The 16,752-nt window shown below is 52.4% G+C and carries 15 protein-coding genes and 4 tRNA genes; 5 read left to right on the top strand and 14 right to left on the bottom strand.

The genetic code is table 11. From position 1 onward, the window contains the following. Positions 1-47: 47 nt before the first annotated feature. The 14 genes from rpoB to cdaA form a co-directional block, all read right to left on the bottom strand. A complete protein-coding gene (gene rpoB, locus AC1EK1_RS03310) occupies positions 48-3,860 on the bottom strand; it encodes a DNA-directed RNA polymerase subunit beta (protein WP_480305706.1) in 3,813 nt (1,270 codons plus the stop codon). Positions 3,861-3,985: 125 nt separating this feature from the next. Beyond that, positions 3,986-4,363, bottom strand: coding sequence for a 50S ribosomal protein L7/L12 (gene rplL / locus AC1EK1_RS03305; RefSeq protein WP_480305705.1), 378 nt, complete (start codon positions 4,361-4,363; stop codon positions 3,986-3,988). Positions 4,364-4,429: 66 nt separating this feature from the next. Then, positions 4,430-4,987: a 50S ribosomal protein L10 gene (gene rplJ / locus AC1EK1_RS03300; protein WP_480305704.1), complete on the bottom strand. Its 558-nt coding sequence runs from the start codon at positions 4,985-4,987 to the stop codon at positions 4,430-4,432. Between the two features lie 56 nt (positions 4,988-5,043). Beyond that, positions 5,044-5,745 (bottom strand): 50S ribosomal protein L1, encoded by a 702-nt coding sequence (rplA, locus tag AC1EK1_RS03295; protein WP_480305703.1) that lies wholly within the window; start codon positions 5,743-5,745, stop codon positions 5,044-5,046. A 20-nt stretch (positions 5,746-5,765) separates the two neighbouring features. After that, complete coding sequence (gene rplK / locus AC1EK1_RS03290; protein WP_480305702.1) at positions 5,766-6,212, bottom strand: 50S ribosomal protein L11; 447 nt, start codon at positions 6,210-6,212, stop codon at positions 5,766-5,768. A 159-nt stretch (positions 6,213-6,371) separates the two neighbouring features. Then, complete coding sequence (gene nusG / locus AC1EK1_RS03285) at positions 6,372-6,941, bottom strand: transcription termination/antitermination protein NusG (RefSeq protein ID WP_480305701.1); 570 nt, start codon at positions 6,939-6,941, stop codon at positions 6,372-6,374. Positions 6,942-7,166: 225 nt separating this feature from the next. After that, positions 7,167-7,388, bottom strand: coding sequence for a preprotein translocase subunit SecE (secE, locus tag AC1EK1_RS03280; RefSeq protein WP_480305700.1), 222 nt, complete (start codon positions 7,386-7,388; stop codon positions 7,167-7,169). A gap of 45 nt (positions 7,389-7,433) precedes the next feature. Beyond that, positions 7,434-7,506, bottom strand: a tRNA-Trp gene (locus AC1EK1_RS03275). Positions 7,507-7,622: 116 nt separating this feature from the next. After that, positions 7,623-8,810, bottom strand: a complete 1,188-nt coding sequence (tuf, locus tag AC1EK1_RS03270) for an elongation factor Tu (RefSeq protein ID WP_480305699.1) — start codon at positions 8,808-8,810, stop codon at positions 7,623-7,625. A 278-nt stretch (positions 8,811-9,088) separates the two neighbouring features. Continuing rightward, positions 9,089-9,160 (bottom strand) — tRNA-Thr (locus AC1EK1_RS03265). Positions 9,161-9,173: 13 nt separating this feature from the next. Continuing rightward, positions 9,174-9,246: transfer RNA gene (locus AC1EK1_RS03260), tRNA-Gly, on the bottom strand. Positions 9,247-9,258: 12 nt separating this feature from the next. Further along, a tRNA-Tyr gene (locus AC1EK1_RS03255) sits at positions 9,259-9,341 on the bottom strand. Between the two features lie 183 nt (positions 9,342-9,524). Continuing rightward, positions 9,525-11,702 carry a RelA/SpoT family protein gene (locus AC1EK1_RS03250; protein WP_480305697.1) on the bottom strand — a complete coding sequence of 726 codons (2,178 nt, stop codon included), beginning with the start codon at positions 11,700-11,702 and terminating at the stop codon, positions 9,525-9,527. 14 nt (positions 11,703-11,716) lie between these two features. Continuing rightward, complete coding sequence (cdaA, locus tag AC1EK1_RS03245) at positions 11,717-12,535, bottom strand: diadenylate cyclase CdaA (protein WP_480305696.1); 819 nt, start codon at positions 12,533-12,535, stop codon at positions 11,717-11,719. A 479-nt stretch (positions 12,536-13,014) separates the two neighbouring features. On the opposite strand from cdaA, the gene thiL reads away from it, so the two are divergent. The 5 genes from thiL to murI are packed head-to-tail and all read left to right on the top strand — an operon-like array spanning position 13,015 to position 16,637. After that, positions 13,015-14,040, top strand: coding sequence for a thiamine-phosphate kinase (thiL, locus tag AC1EK1_RS03240; protein ID WP_480305695.1), 1,026 nt, complete (start codon positions 13,015-13,017; stop codon positions 14,038-14,040). Further along, complete coding sequence (locus AC1EK1_RS03235; protein ID WP_480305694.1) at positions 14,037-14,831, top strand: thymidylate synthase; 795 nt, start codon at positions 14,037-14,039, stop codon at positions 14,829-14,831. Before thiL ends, AC1EK1_RS03235 begins: the two co-directional genes overlap by 4 nt. Positions 14,832-14,841: 10 nt before the next feature. Further along, positions 14,842-15,339, top strand: a complete 498-nt coding sequence (locus AC1EK1_RS03230; protein ID WP_480305693.1) for a dihydrofolate reductase — start codon at positions 14,842-14,844, stop codon at positions 15,337-15,339. A gap of 33 nt (positions 15,340-15,372) precedes the next feature. Then, on the top strand, positions 15,373-15,765 hold the full coding sequence (locus tag AC1EK1_RS03225; protein WP_480305692.1) for a YccF domain-containing protein: 393 nt from the start codon (positions 15,373-15,375) through the stop codon (positions 15,763-15,765). Beyond that, complete coding sequence (murI, locus tag AC1EK1_RS03220; protein WP_480305691.1) at positions 15,765-16,637, top strand: glutamate racemase; 873 nt, start codon at positions 15,765-15,767, stop codon at positions 16,635-16,637. The genes AC1EK1_RS03225 and murI overlap by 1 nt, the downstream gene beginning before the upstream one ends. Positions 16,638-16,752: the final 115 nt, after the last annotated feature.

The following is a 16,752-nucleotide window of genomic DNA, read 5'->3' as shown; positions in this document are numbered from 1 at the left end:
ACTTTATTGCTTTACTATGATTGAGGAATGAATAGGGTGGCGCGTGATCAGTCTAGCTCGAAAGTGAGACCAAGACCACGGAGTTCGTGCAAGAGAACATTCAGGGACTCCGGAATGCCGGGCTTGGGCATAGGAGTACCCTTGACGATGGCTTCGTATGCTTTGGATCGTCCTACTACGTCGTCGCTCTTGATCGTGAGGATCTCCTGTAGCGTATGGGCTGCGCCATAAGCCTCCAGGGCCCACACCTCCATCTCTCCGAAACGCTGACCTCCAAACTGTGCTTTACCACCAAGAGGTTGCTGAGTAATCAGTGAATACGGACCAATGGAACGGGCGTGCATCTTGTCATCTACCATGTGCCCCAGCTTTAGGAAGTAGGTCACACCGACGGTGGCGGGTTGGTCAAAGCGCTCACCCGTCTCGCCGTCTCTCAGGTAGGTAGTTCCATAGCGTGGAAGTCCTGCCTTGTCGGTCCAGGTATTGAGGTCATCAAGGGTCGCCCCATCAAAGATAGGAGTGGCAAACTTGGTCCCCAGCTTGGCGCCTGCCCAGCCAAGGACAGCCTCGAAAATCTGACCCAGATTCATACGCGATGGTACACCAAGGGGGTTGAGGCAGATGTCCACTGGGGTACCATCCTCCAAGAATGGCATATCCTCGCGACGAACAATCTTGGAGACAATACCCTTGTTTCCGTGACGTCCGGCCATCTTATCACCTACCTGTATCTTGCGTTTTTTGGCAATCAAGACTTTTGCATTTTGGAGGATACCATTGGGGAGTTCGTCACCCAAAGTGGCATCAAACTGCTTGCGTCGGTAGTCGCTTTCTATCTTTTTGACCTTGTTGTTGTAGTTGCGCAAAAGCTCTGCAATGAGTGTATTTGTGTGCTCATCACTAGTCCATCCGGTGCCGTTCACTTCGTGTAGCTCAAGTTGCTTGAGTGCTGCTTTGGTAAACTTGGCTCCCTTGCTGAGCACCACTATACCCTGAGTATCGGTGACACCTTGAGAGACCTTTTTGGCTGTGAGGACTGATAGCTTGTCGATCATGATATCCAGAAGCTCCTTCTTCTCACTCTCCTCCTCCTCAGTGAGGCGCTTTTTCACTTCACGCAGAGTGACACGACTGTTTTTGGTCTTGACAGCTCGAGAATAGAGGTGTGTGTCAATCACAACCCCCGACAGAGAGGGATTCGCCTTGAGGGAAGCATCCTTCACGTCTCCTGCCTTCTCACCAAATATCGCATGGAGTAGTTTTTCCTCCGGAGTGGGGTCGCTCTCACCCTTTGGAGTAATCTTTCCGACCATGATATCCCCCGGATGCACTCTGGCACCTACGCGGATAATGCCTCGCTCGTCAAGATCCTTGGTTGCATCTTCACTGACGTTGGGGATGTCACTTGTCAGCTCTTCCATACCTCGCTTGGTCTCGCGAACCTCTAGATTGTACTCGTCGACATGGACACTGGTGAAGTAGTCTTCAGACACCATACGCTCGCTCAGGACGATAGCATCCTCATAGTTGTAGCCCTTCCAAGGCATATAGGCAACTACGAGGTTGCGTCCAAGTGCCAGTTCGCCATTTTCGGTAGAATAGCCCTCGGTAAGCAGCTGTCCTTTCTTGACTTTGTCGCCCTTGAAAACAATAGGACGTAGGTCGATAGTTGTGCTCTGGTTGGTCTTGCGCCACTTAGGCAGACGATAGGTGACTGTATCGCTATCAAAGCGGGTAAAGAGCTCATCTTCTGTATAATTGTACCTGATCCTTATCTCTGCAGCATCAACGTACTCCACGACACCATCTCGCTCAGCGACAAGTTGAGTACGAGAGTCGCGGACCAGCTGTCCTTCCAAACCGGTACCCACAATCGGTGCGTCGCTGTGGATCAGCGGCACAGCTTGTCGCATCATGTTTGAACCCATGAGCGCACGGTGAGCATCGTCATGCTCCAGGAAAGGAATCAACGAAGCGGCGATGGATGCTATCTGCATAGGAGATACATCCATGAGATCCACCTCATCAGGCGAAACTACAGGGAAGTCAGACCCATACCTTGACTTCACAGTATCATTTTGGAAAGTTCCATCCTCACGCAAAGGAGCATTACCCTGTGCTACTGTTTTTTCTTCCTCCGCTTCGGCAGTGTAATAGTCAATACCGGCTTTGGTAAAATCCACCTTGCCATCCTTTACCTTGCGGTAGGGGGTGGCGATAAAGCCTAGGTCATTGATCTTGGCATACACACAAAGTGAGCTGATCAGACCGATGTTTGGACCCTCAGGTGTCTCAATAGGGCAGAGACGACCATAGTGGGTATAGTGAACGTCACGAACCTCAAATCCCGCACGATCACGACTAATACCACCGGGACCTAGTGCAGATAGACGACGCTTGTGTGTGATTTCGGCCAGCGGGTTCGTCTGGTCCATAAACTGAGACAGCGGATTGGTCCCAAAGAAAGAGTTGACCACACTGCTTATCGTCTTTGCGTTGATCAGATCAACGGGGGTAAAAACCTCATTGTCACGGACATTCATTCGCTCTCGTACCGTACGCGCCATGCGGGACAAGCCGATACCAAATTGCTGGTAGAGTTGCTCACCCACAGTACGTACACGACGGTTACTCAAGTGGTCAATATCATCGACAGTGGCTTTACCGTTCTTTAGCGCAACGATGTAGGTAATGATGCTGGCAATATCCTCGTTGGTCAGCACTTTGATATCTTCGCTGATATCCAGCTTGAGCTTTTTGTTGATGCGGTAGCGGCCTACGTCTCCAAGGTCATATCGTTTGTCGGAGAAAAAGAGGCTGTTGATCACCTCCTGAGCAGACGTCTCGTCCACCGGGTCTTGGCTACGCAGTTGCTTATAGATGTGATAGACGGCCTCCTTTTGCGAGTTGGAGGGGTCCTTTTGTAGCGTATTGGTGATGACCGAATAGTCAAGTCCGCCCTCGCTCTCTTTGGTCAGGAGTATATTCTTTGCGCCCGACTCAAGGATCAGCTCTGCATTTTCCTCCGTTAGTTCTTCATCACGGTCCACCACGACTTCGTAGCGTTCCATGGATACCACCTCCCCTGTTTCCTCATCTACTAGATCCTCTATCCAGCTCTTCAGTACGCGAGCCGCAATTTTACGACCTAGGTTTTTCTTTAGATTGGTCTTATTGACCTTCATCTCCTCGGCGATGCCAAAAAGACTCAGTATGTCCTTGTCTGTTTCATAGCCAATAGCACGCAGCAGAGTGGTCACAGGGAGCTTCTTTTTGCGATCGATATAGGCGTACATGACGTTGCTGATATCCGTCGCAAACTCAATCCACGATCCCTTGAACGGAATCACACGAGCACTATATAGCTTGGTTCCATTGTTGTGCACACTCTCCGAGAAAAACACACCTGGTGAGCGGTGCATTTGGGAGACGACGACACGCTCAGCACCATTGATCACAAAGGTGCCTGATGGTGTCATGTATGGGATCTGCCCTAGATAGACCTCCTGTACCGAAGTGTCAAAGTCCACATGATCCGGATCGGTACACTCCAAGCGGAGCTTCGCCTTGAGCGGAACATTGTAGGTCAGTCCTCTGGTCAAGCACTCTTCAATAGAGTACCTCGGTGGATCTATGAAATAGTCCAAAAACTCTAGTATGAAGTTGTTCCGAGTGTCATGGATCGGGAAATTCTCCATGAACACCTTGTACAACCCCTCGTTCTTTCGCTTTTCGGAAGGGGTATCCAGCTGCATAAAATCCTTGAAGGACTTGAGCTGAACGTCCAAAAAGTCTGGAAAGTCCACAGGGTGCTGTATGGACGCAAAGTTTACTCTTTGTGCAGATTTATTTGAGGACATGGTGGGTTATTAGGGGAATGAAATAAAAAAGGGGACAGAAAAAGACATGAAATGGTTAAGAACCCCCCGTTTGGGGGTTCTTAACCATATTCTCGCACATTTAGTGCGAGAGTAGAGGAAGTTTATTACTTAATCTCAACCTCAGCTCCTGCTTCTTCAAGCGCAGCCTTCAGTGCTTCAGCTGTAGCTTTGTCAGCACCTTCCTTGATCGTTGATGGAGCACCGTCTACGAGTTCCTTTGCTTCCTTCAGACCTACGCCAAGCTGTTCCTTGACGGTCTTAACCACCTGAAGTTTTGCACCACCTGCAGCCTTGAGGATTACATCAAACTCAGTCTTCTCCTCAGCTGCTGCGGCTTCACCACCTGCGACAGGTCCTGCAACTGCTACTGCCGCTGCTGCTGGTTCGATACCGTACTCATCCTTCAGGATGTTTTTGAGCTCGGTTACTTCAATAACGGTCAGGTTCACGAGTTGTTCAGCTATTGCTTTGATATCTGCCATTTTAGTATCTTGTATTTATGTTTGGTTATCTGTTTACTGAAAAAATCACTTTCTCTTGTTTGTTGATTACTCGCCACGCTCTTCGAGGGTTTGGAGCACACCATGTATCGTACCACCAGCGGCAGACTCCAGTGCGGAAACCACACCTTGTATTGGAGACTCCAGCATGAGTAGGATATCGCCGAGTAGCTCCTCCTTGCTCTTCACGTTCACGAGCTCTTCGAGCTTGCCTGCTCCGAGGTAGATACCTCCTTGCACATAGGCGCTCTTCAGTTCAGGGCGCACAGGAGCTCCTGTAGCGGCCGCAGCCTTGCGAGCGTCCTTCGTAAACTCCTTGATCAGTCGAGCCGGAGCATTGGCGGTCTCGCTAAACATCACTGCGGTGTTACCCTTCAGAGTTTCAAAGAGTGGGCTGTAAGCCTCCTCATTTACCTCTTTCAGAGCAAGCCGGAGGAGCGTGTTTTTGGCCACAACGACCTTCACACCACGCTTGAATGCCTCACGACGCAGTTCGCTTGTCTTGTCCGCCGGCATGCCTTCCATGTCAGTGAGATAAAAGTTATCGTACTGACCGATTAGCTCTACCAGTGAGTCTAGTATTCTCTGTTTATCTTCTTTTCTCATTATGGGTCCGTTTTCTTCCTGTTGTATAAAAAAAGTACCGGTTCAGCATCCGATGGTTACTTGTCACCCTCGAGAGAGCGTGTATCCACCTTGATGCTCGGACTCATAGTGCTTGATAAATAAACACTCTTCATATACGTTCCCTTAGCGGCCGCAGGGCGGAGCTTCACGAGCGTATTGAGAAATTCACGGGCGTTGTCGTAGATCTTGTCGGCATCAAAAGAAACCTTACCCACAGTTGAGTGAACGATACCGGACTTGTCGACCCTAAAGTCGATCTTACCCTGCTTTACTTCACGTACAGCGGCTCCGATCTCGTTGGTCACGGTTCCACTCTTGGGGTTAGGCATGAGACCACGAGGTCCAAGCACTCTACCCAGTGCACCGATCTTACCCATGATTGCAGGCATGGTGATGATGACGTCAATATCGGTCCACCCGCCTTTGATCTTTTCAATGTATTCGTCCAGTCCTACAAAGTCTGCACCAGCTTCCTTTGCCTCTTCCTCCTTATCAGAGGAGCAGAGTACCAGCACCCTAGTTTCCTTACCGGTACCGTGTGGTAGACTAACTACACCACGTACCATCTGGTTAGCCTTACGAGGATCAACACCGAGGCGAACATCCAAATCTACTGAAGCATCAAACTTCGTCGTCGTAATCTCTTTTACGAGCGCTGCTGCTTCACGTAGTGTGTAGATTTTTCCCGGCTCGATCTTGCTCAGGGCCAACTTTTGATTTTTCGTCAGTTTGCTCATTGTTTCGATCTGTTTCTTAGTTATTGAACATCAGCCGGGAAGTCACCCTTTACGGCTATCCCCATACTCCTTGCTGTTCCGGCCACCAACTTCATTGCGCTTGACACAGTGAAGCAGTTTAGGTCGACCATTTTGTCTTCTGCGATAGCTTTGACATCGTCCCAGGTCAGTGTAGCCACTTTCTTGCGATTGGGCTCAGCACTACCGGATTTCTTCTTCGCTTTTTCCAGAAGCTGTACAGCGACAGGAGGCGTCTTGACAACAAAGTCAAAGGACTTATCCGCATAGTAAGTAATCACTACAGGCAGGATCTGTCCGGCTTTGTCTTGGGTCCTGGCGTTGAATTGCTTGCAAAACTCCATGATGTTGATTCCCTTTGCACCAAGTGCGGGGCCAACAGGAGGTGAAGGGTTAGCCGCACCACCTTTGATTTGCAGTTTCATCTGGCCAGCAATTTCTTTTGCCATGATTAAAATTCAGTTTGTTGTGTTAATAAATAAAATGGTGTGGAACACATCAAAGTACAAACGAGCTACTACTTGAGACCGCCACCTTTTCTCCTTGCGATACTCCCAAGGCCGGGAGTGCGTAACATCTACCACAAAGCTCCGGTGTCGTTCGGTCAATTAGTCTGGCTGGCTCTCCTTTTCCACCTGTACATAGTCCAGTTCCATGGTTGTCTCACGACCGAATACCTTTACCAGGATCTTCAGTCTTTTGCGGTCATCCATCACCTCGATCACCTCGCCAAAGAAGCCGGAGAAAGGACCAAAGGTCACCTTCACCCGTTCTCCCACGACAAAGTTCATCTCCACATCATCTGAGGATTCACTCAGCTTGTCAGCTGTTTCGTGCAGCTGTCTCACATCGTGGTCCGAAAGCGAAACCGGCTCCACGTCTCCGCCCAGGAAGCCCAGTACATTGGGCACACGACGGAGCAGGTGCGCCGTCTCTCCCTCAAGCAGAGCTTCTACAAACACGTACCCGGAGTAGTATGGGCGAGTCCGCTCGACCTTACCGCCCTTGGCACTTTTGTTGACCTGTAGGACAGTCTCCATCGGGATCAGAATCTCGCGCACATTGGTACGAAACAAAGGCTCCACATCTCGCATACCGGAAATGTAGCTCTCTACCTCTGTCTCCTTACCCGTAATGGTACGTAGTACGTAGAACTTGAAGTCGTCTTTCTTACTCATTGATGTTGGTTGTTCTCTAGACGTGAATGACTTGCAGAATGTTTCATGACCAACAGGTGATCACTCCACTTATCTGCCACACTGCCACTCAGAGTGGGAGGTGCTTTCAGGAAAACCCTTGGCGCCTCGGCCAGTGTACATGCTGTGAGCAGAAGTACCATCCCATCACCGCCATGCTATCGGAACACTCAGCCCCACCTAGAGGTGACACTGAGCAGATTCACGCTAGACGATGAAGTGATAAATACCTCCCATGATGAACTCGAAAGCCTGGTCCACCAAAAAGATAAACAGAGAGAGTATCACGGAAGCTGCCAATACAATCACTGCACTCGATGAGAGCTCTTTTTTTGCGGGCCATGTCACCTTATAGCGTAGCTCTTCGTAGCAGGTAACGCAATAGTTCCAAGCTCGCACAAAGATGTTTCGATCCTTAGATTTAGCCATAAACCTAAAAGTATCTCCTATATACAATTTCTAAATTTTTCTATGCACGGGTTGAGAGGCTCGAACTCCCGACACCTGGTTTTGGAGACCAGTGCTCTACCGACTGAGCTAAACCCGTATGTAGCATAGCAGTGTAGCCTTGGCTTGTTTTTTTCGTAACAGTGTCGGCTACACTGCTCATGCTATTTCTTGTCACCTCTCACGGGGGAGAGGATCAATGCTTCTTCTGACGTATTAGTCAAGCAGCTCAGTGATCTGGCCTGCACCTACCGTACGGCCACCCTCGCGGATTGCGAAGCGGAGACCTACGCTACATGCTACCGGGCTGATCAGATCCACCTCGATGGTAACGTTGTCACCAGGCATCACGATCTCGTGTCCCTCGGGGAGTTTGATCTCACCGGTCACGTCGAGCGTACGGATGTAGAACTGTGGACGGTAGTGGTTGCGGAACGGTGTGTGACGACCACCCTCTTCCTTTTTCAGGATATAGACCTCAGCCTTGAACTTGGTGTGAGGCTTCACAGAGTTGGGAGCAGCGATGATCATACCACGCTTGATCTCATCCTTCTCAACACCACGGAGAAGCAGACCTACGTTGTCACCGGCCTCGCCTTGATCCAAAATCTTGCGGAACATCTCCACACCGGTCACGACAGACTTGCGACCCTCGGCACCAAGACCGATGATCTGTACCTCGTCGTTCACGTGGATCTTACCAGTCTCGATACGTCCGGTAGCCACGGTACCACGACCTGTGATAGAGAAGACATCCTCTACAGGCATCAGGAAGGGCTTGTCCACGTCACGAGGAGGCAGCGGGATCCAGTTATCTACTGCGTCCATCAGTTCCTCTACAGACTTCACCCACTTCTCCTCACCGTTGAGTGCACCGAGTGCAGATCCACGGATGACAGGAGTATTGTCGCCGTCAAAGTCATAGAAAGAGAGCAGGTCTCTCATCTCCATCTCCACGAGCTCGAGCATCTCCTCGTCGTCTACCATGTCACACTTGTTCATGAAGACTACAAGGCGAGGTACGTTCACCTGACGAGCTAGCAGGATGTGCTCTCTAGTCTGAGGCATAGGACCGTCAGTGGCAGCCACTACGATGATAGCACCGTCCATCTGAGCTGCACCGGTTACCATGTTCTTGACATAGTCGGCGTGCCCTGGACAGTCAACGTGTGCATAGTGACGGGTCGCTGTCTCGTACTCTACGTGTGAAGAGTTGATCGTAATACCACGCTCTTTCTCCTCAGGAGCGTTATCAATGGAGTCAAACGAGCGAATTTCCTTGCCGAACTTCTCACCAAGCACCTTGGTGATAGCAGCGGTCAGGGTCGTCTTACCGTGGTCCACGTGACCAATTGTACCGATATTTACGTGCGGTTTGGTCCTTTCGTAATGTTCTTTTGCCATAGTTTGATAACAATAAAATATAGTTGAGTTAAGTAATTCACTCTCTCGCGGCACGAGCCAACACTCACAACCTCTTCACTAAAACACAAAAAGGAGGTGAAGCCTTGACCCACGGCGCTCTGCCGTCTGTGTCCTCATCAGGCCTAGGCCTTATCTTGGGCGACACGGCTGGCAATCGACCCGCGTGAGTCTCTTCCTCTTCACCTGCGTTGTTTGTCAGCAGTAGATGACCTCCTCACTCTATCAAGCACTTGAATAGGCCATGCTAGCGCCACTTGAGCCGATGCCGGGATTTGAACCCGGGACCTCTTCCTTACCAAGGAAGTGCTCTACCACTGAGCTACATAGGCATTATTTTTTTTGAGCGGAAGACGGGGCTCAAACCCGCGACCCTTAGCTTGGAAGGCTAATGCTCTATCGACTGAGCTACTTCCGCATGATTGTTTTGTGGGCAGTGATGGATTCGAACCACCGTAGGCGAAAGCCAGCTGAGTTACAGTCAGCCCCATTTGTCCACTCTGGTAACTGCCCAATTATCCCTTTCGGGCCCGCCGTCACCATTTGACCAAGCGGTTAATCGTTCGCAAAGGTAACCAAATATTTCAAATATGCAAAACTTTTGCCCTCTTGTTTTTATTTGTCCGTACCTTCGTTCAATCTTGGCACAAATATACAGCGAATATTTTAGTTGACCAACTGTCTGCGGTCGCCCGGTCAGTCGACTCGCTCCACCTGCTTTACTCCCTTGGTGGTTCTGAGCTTGTTGAGGAGTGCGGTGAGCACCCCCAAGCTCTTGACGTAAATGTAGAAGTAGCCGACGAAAAGGCCATCTTCGGAGTTGACTTTGAAGCTGCGGAGGGTCACCTCTTTTTCGGTAGAGATCTGACCGGTGATGTTGTTGACCACAGCTAGGTCATCATTTCCCACGACACGGAGTGCGGCTTCGTAACCGACGGCATTTTTTTGTCCCGTCCACTCTGCCTTGAGTATGCGGTAGCCGTAGTTCCGAAAGAGATCTGGTGCATTGGGGCAGTCCATGCGGTGTATGCTCATGCCATTTCCGGTCGTGAAGGCGAATATCTTATCGCCATATATGGGGTTGCAGCACTTGGCGAAACGGTAGGCGATTCCGGAGAGGTTTTTGTCGATCAGCAGGACCTCGTCTTTTTCCTTGGTGATGCGCTCGGGCACGGTTGGGCTGATGTAGTCCTCGGCCTTTAGCTTTTCGGAGGTATCGGTCTCTTGGGTGTCGACACAGGTGCGGTATCGATCCAAAAAAGCATTGAGGTCGACCCGATCGTGGCTTAGGTCGAGGAAAAAGGAGGTGAGTTGCTTGTAGCCCATCTTGCGCACCAGCTTGCCCACCTCTCCTTCGTTGTAGGGGAGTTTTCGGTTTTTGACCCGTCGTTGCAGCTCTTCTCTCGCCAGGCGGATGACCTCCTCGTTTTGCGCTCTCAGACTGGCTTTTATTTTGGCTCTTGCCCTACCGGTGGTGACGTAGTTGAGCCAGTCGGGCTTGGGTTGCTGGTTTTTTGAGGTGATGACCTCGACAGTATCGCCATTTTTGAGGACTTGTCGCAAGGAGGTGTTGACACCGTTGACCTTGGCAGAGACGGTATGGCTCCCGACACGGGTGTGGATCTGGTAGGCAAAGTCGAGGGTGGTTGCACCCTTGGGTAGCTTGACTAGGTCACCCCGTGGCGTAAAGACGTAGATCTCCTCATCATAGAGGTCCATCTTGAAGGCTTGGATGCGCTCCTCCTCGCTTTGGTTGGGGTTTTCGAGGAGGCTTCGGACGCCGGTCATGAATTCGTCCAAACCACTCTCGGATCTTATCCCCTTGTAGCGCCAGTGTGCGGCAAGCCCTTTCTCAGCCACTTCGTCCATCCGTCGGGTACGGATCTGGACCTCCACCCAGCGTCGGCTCGGGCCCATCACGGTGATGTGTAGGCTCTCGTAGCCATTGGACTTGGGGATAGAGACCCAGTCCTTGAGCCGCTCGGGATTGGGGCGGTACATATCGGTGATGATGGAGTAGACCTGCCAGCACTGGGCGCGCTCCTCCTCGGGTGGTGCCTCTAGGACGATACGGATGGCAAAAAGGTCGTAGATCTCCTCAAAGGCCACCTTCTTTTTCTTGAGCTTGTTGCGGATGGAGGAGATGGACTTGGTGCGCCCCTTGATGGTGTACTTGAGCTTGGCCTCGTCCAGTCGCTTGCGCACCGGCCCGATAAAGGCCTCGATGTAGGCGTCTCGGCTTGCTTTGGTCTCGGCGAGCTTCTCCTTGATGTAGTCAAAGGTCGGACGGTCGGTGTACTTTAGGCAGAGGTCCTCCATCTCACTCTTGACGCCATAGAGTCCCAGTCGGTGAGCCAGTGGAGCATAGAGGTAGGAGACCTCGATAGCCAGGCCGAGGCGTGCATCCTCATCCAAGTGTTGCTCCGCCACTCTGAGGAGCTGCAGCCGTCTGGCTAATAATATGAGTATGATCCGGACATCCTCGGCAAAGGAGAGGAGGAAGTGGCTAAAGTTTTCGGTCGTGACGACCGGTGAGGTGGCATACAGGTCGGTCACTCGTAGGAGTAGCTCCAGGAGGTGTGCCACGTCCGGGCCAAAGACCGCCCTTGCCTCATCCACAGTGTAGAGTCCCTCGAGTACCGGTTGCTCCAGCAGGTGAGCCAGGATGGAGCTACCTCGCAGGCCGATCTCCTCGACGATCACCAAGGCGGTGAGGAGTTGGTTGGCCGGCTCCCTGTCTCCATGCTTCTGTCCCACACGTCGCAGGGTGGCAAGTAGGGGATGCCACTGCGCCTTGGGGATATCGTGATCGGCTTGGACCAGCTGTCTCAGGAGCTGTGTCGTCGTGCGGTTGTCGTACTTCAAACGGCTCATTTTGTACTCCTCTCCTATGGCTTGACATTCACGATGGTCCCCACTTCGCTCATATCCTTGAAGGAGGAGGAGAGAAAGGCCTGCAGTTGGTCCACATCGGCATTGGCGATGAGCTCGCCTCGGTAGGCGAGTGCTATCTCCCCGCGCTCTTCGCTGACGATGATGACCTTGGCATCGGATTGCTGGCTCATCCCCAGTCCCGACCGGTGACGGAGTCCCATCTCCTTGGGCAACTCCTGTCCTTGTGCCACGGGCAAGATGCACCCGGCAGCCATGAGCTTGTGGTGGCTGATGATGAGGGCTCCATCGTGGAGTGGGGAGTTTTTGAAAAAGATGTTTTCGATGAGTCGGGAGTTGATATCGGCATTGATGATCTCGCCTGTGTGCATGTAGGGTTCGAGGCTGATCTTCTCCTCTATGACGATCAGTGCGCCTACTTTTTTGCGCGCCATACTCACCGATGCAAAGGTGATCATGGCTATGTAGGAGGCTTCGGCCTTTTCGTCACTTTTGCTCCGGCTCTTGAAGAGTCTCCGGATGGAGAGCCATCGATTGCCACCGGAGCCGAGGGCGTTGAGAAAACGCCGTATATCGTCCTGAAAGATGATCACCAGCGCCAGCAAGCCGGCGTTCATGACTGCGCTCATCACTTTGCCCATCAGGCGCATATTGAGCAACAGTGAGGCCACCACCCACAGCAGGACCAAGGTGGCGATGCCCAGTAGGAGGTTGCTGCTCCCACTCTTGCGTAGCGAGTTGTATATAAGGTATAGGACAGAGCCAAAAATGACGATGTCCAAAAAGTCAATGAAGGTAAATGATAGCCAGCTCATATCGTCGTCAGTCACACTGTATCTGCCCAAAGATACCATTTTCTGCGAAGCACTGGTCCTCTGGGCGTATGTTTCGCCACCCGGGATTCAAGATGCCGGAGGTGCGACACCCGGAGCTAGATGGTTGTTTGGATTGAGAAAAAGGGGAAAAACATAAGGGTGCCCCCTCCGATCCGCGGTGCATCTTTATTTTTTCTATCCGTCTAAGCGATCGCTTCTATCCGTGAAAAGTTTTGCTTCTATCCGTGAAAAGTTTTGCTTCTATCCGTGAAGACTTTTGCTTCTATCCGTGAAACTCGAGGCTTCTTGCAATCAACTGACTCTGTGGAGGTTGCAAAAGTGCCAAAACAGACCTCAAAATGGGCTTCTCCGGGTGGTTTTTGTCTTGCCCGAAGAAATTGTTGTAAGTTTGTGTGAAGATGGGGCCTTATTTGGGTCTCACAACGTAGTAAAACAATCCACAGAGCGAGAGAGATCCCATGGATATAGCAGAGCTTGGTGCCTTTGGGCTGGTGCAAAAGATCACGGAGCCTTTTCGGTCCACACATGATGAGTCGACAATAGTGGGCATCGGGGATGATGCGGCTGTCCTTGGCCCATCGGTTGCCTCCCATACTCTGGTGAGTACGGAGTTGCTGATGGAGGGGATTCACTTTGACTTGGTCTATTTTCCGCTTCGTTATCTAGGCTTCAAGGCAGTGACGTCGGGGGTTTCGGACCTCATTGCGATGGGGGGGACCCCTCATCAGATCCTACTCTCTCTGGGGCTTTCGCAGCGTTTTCAGGTGGAGGATGTCTCTGCCATCATGGCGGGTGTGGCAGAGGCGTGTGAGTTTTACCACGTGGATCTGGTGGGTGGCGATACGACCCCATCCCTCACGGGATTGACGATCAGTGTCACGGCTATCGGCAGTGTCGGTGAGGGTGAGGCGATCTTGCGCTCGACGGCTCGGCGGGGTGACCTCCTCTGCGTGACCGGCAACCTGGGTGCCGCCTACATGGGCCTTCAGCTACTGGTGCGCGAAAAGGTGGCCTATGATGGTACAGCGGACTTCAAACCCGACTTTGAGGGACGGGAGTATATCCTGCAACGTCAGATGAGACCCATCGCACGACTGGATATCCTCCGGGAGCTCGACCGAGTGGGGTTGCGCCCCGGTGCAATGATCGATGTCACTGATGGACTGGCGAGTGACCTTTTGCAGCTGTGCAAATCATCGGGGGTTGGTTGCAGAGTGTATGAGCAGCGCATACCGATCGACCACGAGACTGTGGGGATGGCCGAGGACTTTGGGCTGGACCCCACGATGTGTGCGCTGAATGGCGGGGAGGATTTTGAGCTACTCTTCACAGCTCCACTCTCGTCCAAAGAGCTACTGGACACCCTGCCCGATGTGAGCCAGATCGGTTTTGTCACGGATGCCGGTGATGGCTGTCGCCTAGTGAGTAGTGGGGGTAGCGAGACGGATATAACGGCACAAGGTTTTTCAAAACAAAGATCATGAAACAATACCTCGACCTCCTACGCGACACTCTGGAGCACGGGACTCGCAAGGGCGATCGTACCGGGACCGGGACTCTCAGCACCTTTGGGCACCAAGCCCGATACGACCTACGGGATGGTTTTCCGCTGGTAACGACCAAAAAGCTACACCTCCGCAGCATCATTCATGAGCTCCTGTGGTTCGTCCACGGAGACACAAACGTCCGATACCTGCAAGAAAACGGGGTGCGGATCTGGAACGAGTGGGCAGATGAGCAGGGAGACCTGGGACCAATCTATGGGGCGCAGTGGCGTCGCTGGATGGACCAAGAGGGGCGGGTGCATGACCAGCTGGCAGAGGTGATACGGACGATACGGACCAACCCCGACAGTCGTCGCATGGTGGTGAGTGCCTGGAACGTCGGACAGATCGAGGAGATGCGGTTGCCTCCGTGCCACTTGCTTTTCCAATTTTATGTCGCAGATGGTGTCCTTTCGCTCCAAATGTATCAGAGGAGTGCGGACCTATTTTTGGGCGTGCCCTTCAACATAGCCAGCTATGCCCTACTCCTCCGGATGGTGGCCCAAGTGACGGGGCTGGAAGCCGGGACCTTTGTCCACACGACCGGAGACACACACCTCTACCTCAACCACCTCGAGCAGGCACGCACCCAACTACAGCGAGCGCCTAGAGCGTTGCCCCAAATGTTGCTCAACCCGGAGGTGAAGGAGATTGAGGATTTTCGGTACGAGGACTTTGAGCTGGTGGGCTACGACCCTTGGCCGGCGATCAAAGCGACAGTGGCTGTCTGATACTTTTGCTATGCGACTCAACCTCATTGTAGCTATAGGCCAAAAGCACGAGATAGGGCAAGGCGGTGACATGCCTTGGCGCAGGGGGCTACCGGCAGATCTGGCTCACTTCAAGTCCACAACCATGGGCTACCCCATCATCATGGGGCGACGCACGTTTGAATCCTTCCCCAAGGGTGCACTGCCCGGTAGGCGAAATATCGTGATCACTCGCGACACCGACTACAAAAGGCCGGGGATCGAAGTGGCCGGCTCACTGGAGGAGGCGTTCGGACTTGTGGCCCATGAGGAGCAATCTTTCGTGATCGGTGGGGCGCAGATCTATAGGCAGTCGATGGAGAGAGTCGACAGGCTCTACATTACAGTGGTGGAGCAGACCTTTCCGGAGGCCGACACTTTTTTTCCGGAGATCGACCCGACAAGGTGGATCTGTACAAACAAAGAGGCACATCCGGCGGACGAAAAAAACCTCTACCCCTATCTCTTTACGACCTGGGAACGCCGGTAATTCACTTTATTCATATTTCGGAACATCAACTCTATGTCAAGTGTAACATCTCCTTGGAATCTTTTCAAAACAATAGTTTGGTGGACCTTGGGTGGCGGTCTTATCCTGGCGATTGAGTATTTTTTCTGCGGTGTGCTCTGGTGCCTCAGCATCATTGGCATCCCGTGGGGGTTGCAGATCCTCAAGATTGGCACCCTGACACTCTTCCCCTTTGGTGCCAAGGTTTCGGACGCCAGGGGTGGTGCCATCGGGTGTGTAGGCAACGTCCTGTGGATCCTGACCGGTGGATTGCTGACCGCCTTGTCGCACCTAGTGGTCGGTGTCTTGCTCTGCATCACCATCATCGGCATCCCGTGGGGTAAGATGCACTTCAAGTTTGCCCAACTCACCCTTGCGCCTTTCGGACGAGATATAGAGTTTGCCTGATGTTTCCGGATCACGCTTTTCATCATCCGCCCGACAGGACAGCACCTATCGGGATCTTTGACTCCGGGTACGGAGGCCTCACCATATTGCGAGGGCTGCGAGAGGTTTTGCCACAGTACGACTACCTCTATCTAGGCGACAACGCTCGCTCTCCATACGGTCAACACACCTTCGACACCATCTACCGCTATACCGGACAGGCGGTGGCCTATCTATTTGAGCAAGGATGTCCACTGGTGCTACTGGCGTGCAATACCGCCTCTGCTCGGGCACTCAGAGCTATCCAAAACATTGACCTCGTCCGGAGTGCCGACCCCACTCGGCGTGTCCTCGGGGTCATTCGCCCCACGGTCGAGCATATGGATGCCAACACACGCAACGGACATGTGGGGATCCTAGCCACCGCCGCAACCGTACAGAGCAATACCTACGGCATAGAGATGAGCGAGTACTTCCCTAGGATCACCCTCTCTCAGCATGCGGCTCCCATGTGGGTGCCCTTGGTGGAGCATGGGGAGTACCACAGCAGTGTGGGCGTGGATTACTTTGTCCGGAGAGAGGTGGAGGCCCTTTTGGCAATGGATCCCGACATGGACCTCATTCAGCTCGCTTGCACCCACTACCCGCTTCTCCTGCCGGTGATACGCAAGTATGTGCCCGACCACATCCGGATCCAAGGACAAAGCGATATCATGAACGAGTCCACTATGGACTACCTACGCCGACACCCGGAGATGGAGCAACGACTATCCAGGGGCGGACAGCTCCATCTCCTCACCACTGAGGGGGACGAACGCTTTGCCCAGCTGGCCTCGCGCTTTATAGGCTACGAGCTAAAAAACGCCTCGGTTGAGCATGTTTTTCTCGGATAAGGTGGGCAAGAGGGCTTGTCCGTCTTAGGCGACCACACCTATCACAAAAAAAGGAGAGCCATGAGGTCATGGCTCTCTTTTTTTTGCACGAGGGCAACATTTTTCTCGAGGGTAC

This window comes from Porphyromonas sp. C0026D3 (assembly GCF_056590775.1).
The sequence above is the reverse complement of the archived record's forward strand: the minus strand, read 5'-3'. Positions and strand labels throughout refer to the sequence as shown.

Coding starts and splice junctions, on each gene's coding strand:
- rplA (WP_480305703.1), bottom strand. CDS start 5,745: ATGAGCAAACTGACGAAAAATCAAAAGTTGGCCCTGAGCAAGATCGAG.
- murI (WP_480305691.1), top strand. CDS start 15,765: ATGTTTCCGGATCACGCTTTTCATCATCCGCCCGACAGGACAGCACCT.
- rplK (WP_480305702.1), bottom strand. CDS start 6,212: ATGGCAAAAGAAATTGCTGGCCAGATGAAACTGCAAATCAAAGGTGGT.
- tuf (WP_480305699.1), bottom strand. CDS start 8,810: ATGGCAAAAGAACATTACGAAAGGACCAAACCGCACGTAAATATCGGT.
- rplL (WP_480305705.1), bottom strand. CDS start 4,363: ATGGCAGATATCAAAGCAATAGCTGAACAACTCGTGAACCTGACCGTT.
- AC1EK1_RS03235 (WP_480305694.1), top strand. CDS start 14,037: ATGAAACAATACCTCGACCTCCTACGCGACACTCTGGAGCACGGGACT.
- AC1EK1_RS03250 (WP_480305697.1), bottom strand. CDS start 11,702: ATGAGCCGTTTGAAGTACGACAACCGCACGACGACACAGCTCCTGAGA.
- secE (WP_480305700.1), bottom strand. CDS start 7,388: ATGGCTAAATCTAAGGATCGAAACATCTTTGTGCGAGCTTGGAACTAT.
- rplJ (WP_480305704.1), bottom strand. CDS start 4,987: ATGAGAAAAGAAGATAAACAGAGAATACTAGACTCACTGGTAGAGCTA.
- nusG (WP_480305701.1), bottom strand. CDS start 6,941: ATGAGTAAGAAAGACGACTTCAAGTTCTACGTACTACGTACCATTACG.
- rpoB (WP_480305706.1), bottom strand. CDS start 3,860: ATGTCCTCAAATAAATCTGCACAAAGAGTAAACTTTGCGTCCATACAG.
- AC1EK1_RS03225 (WP_480305692.1), top strand. CDS start 15,373: ATGTCAAGTGTAACATCTCCTTGGAATCTTTTCAAAACAATAGTTTGG.
- cdaA (WP_480305696.1), bottom strand. CDS start 12,535: ATGAGCTGGCTATCATTTACCTTCATTGACTTTTTGGACATCGTCATT.
- AC1EK1_RS03230 (WP_480305693.1), top strand. CDS start 14,842: ATGCGACTCAACCTCATTGTAGCTATAGGCCAAAAGCACGAGATAGGG.
- thiL (WP_480305695.1), top strand. CDS start 13,015: ATGGATATAGCAGAGCTTGGTGCCTTTGGGCTGGTGCAAAAGATCACG.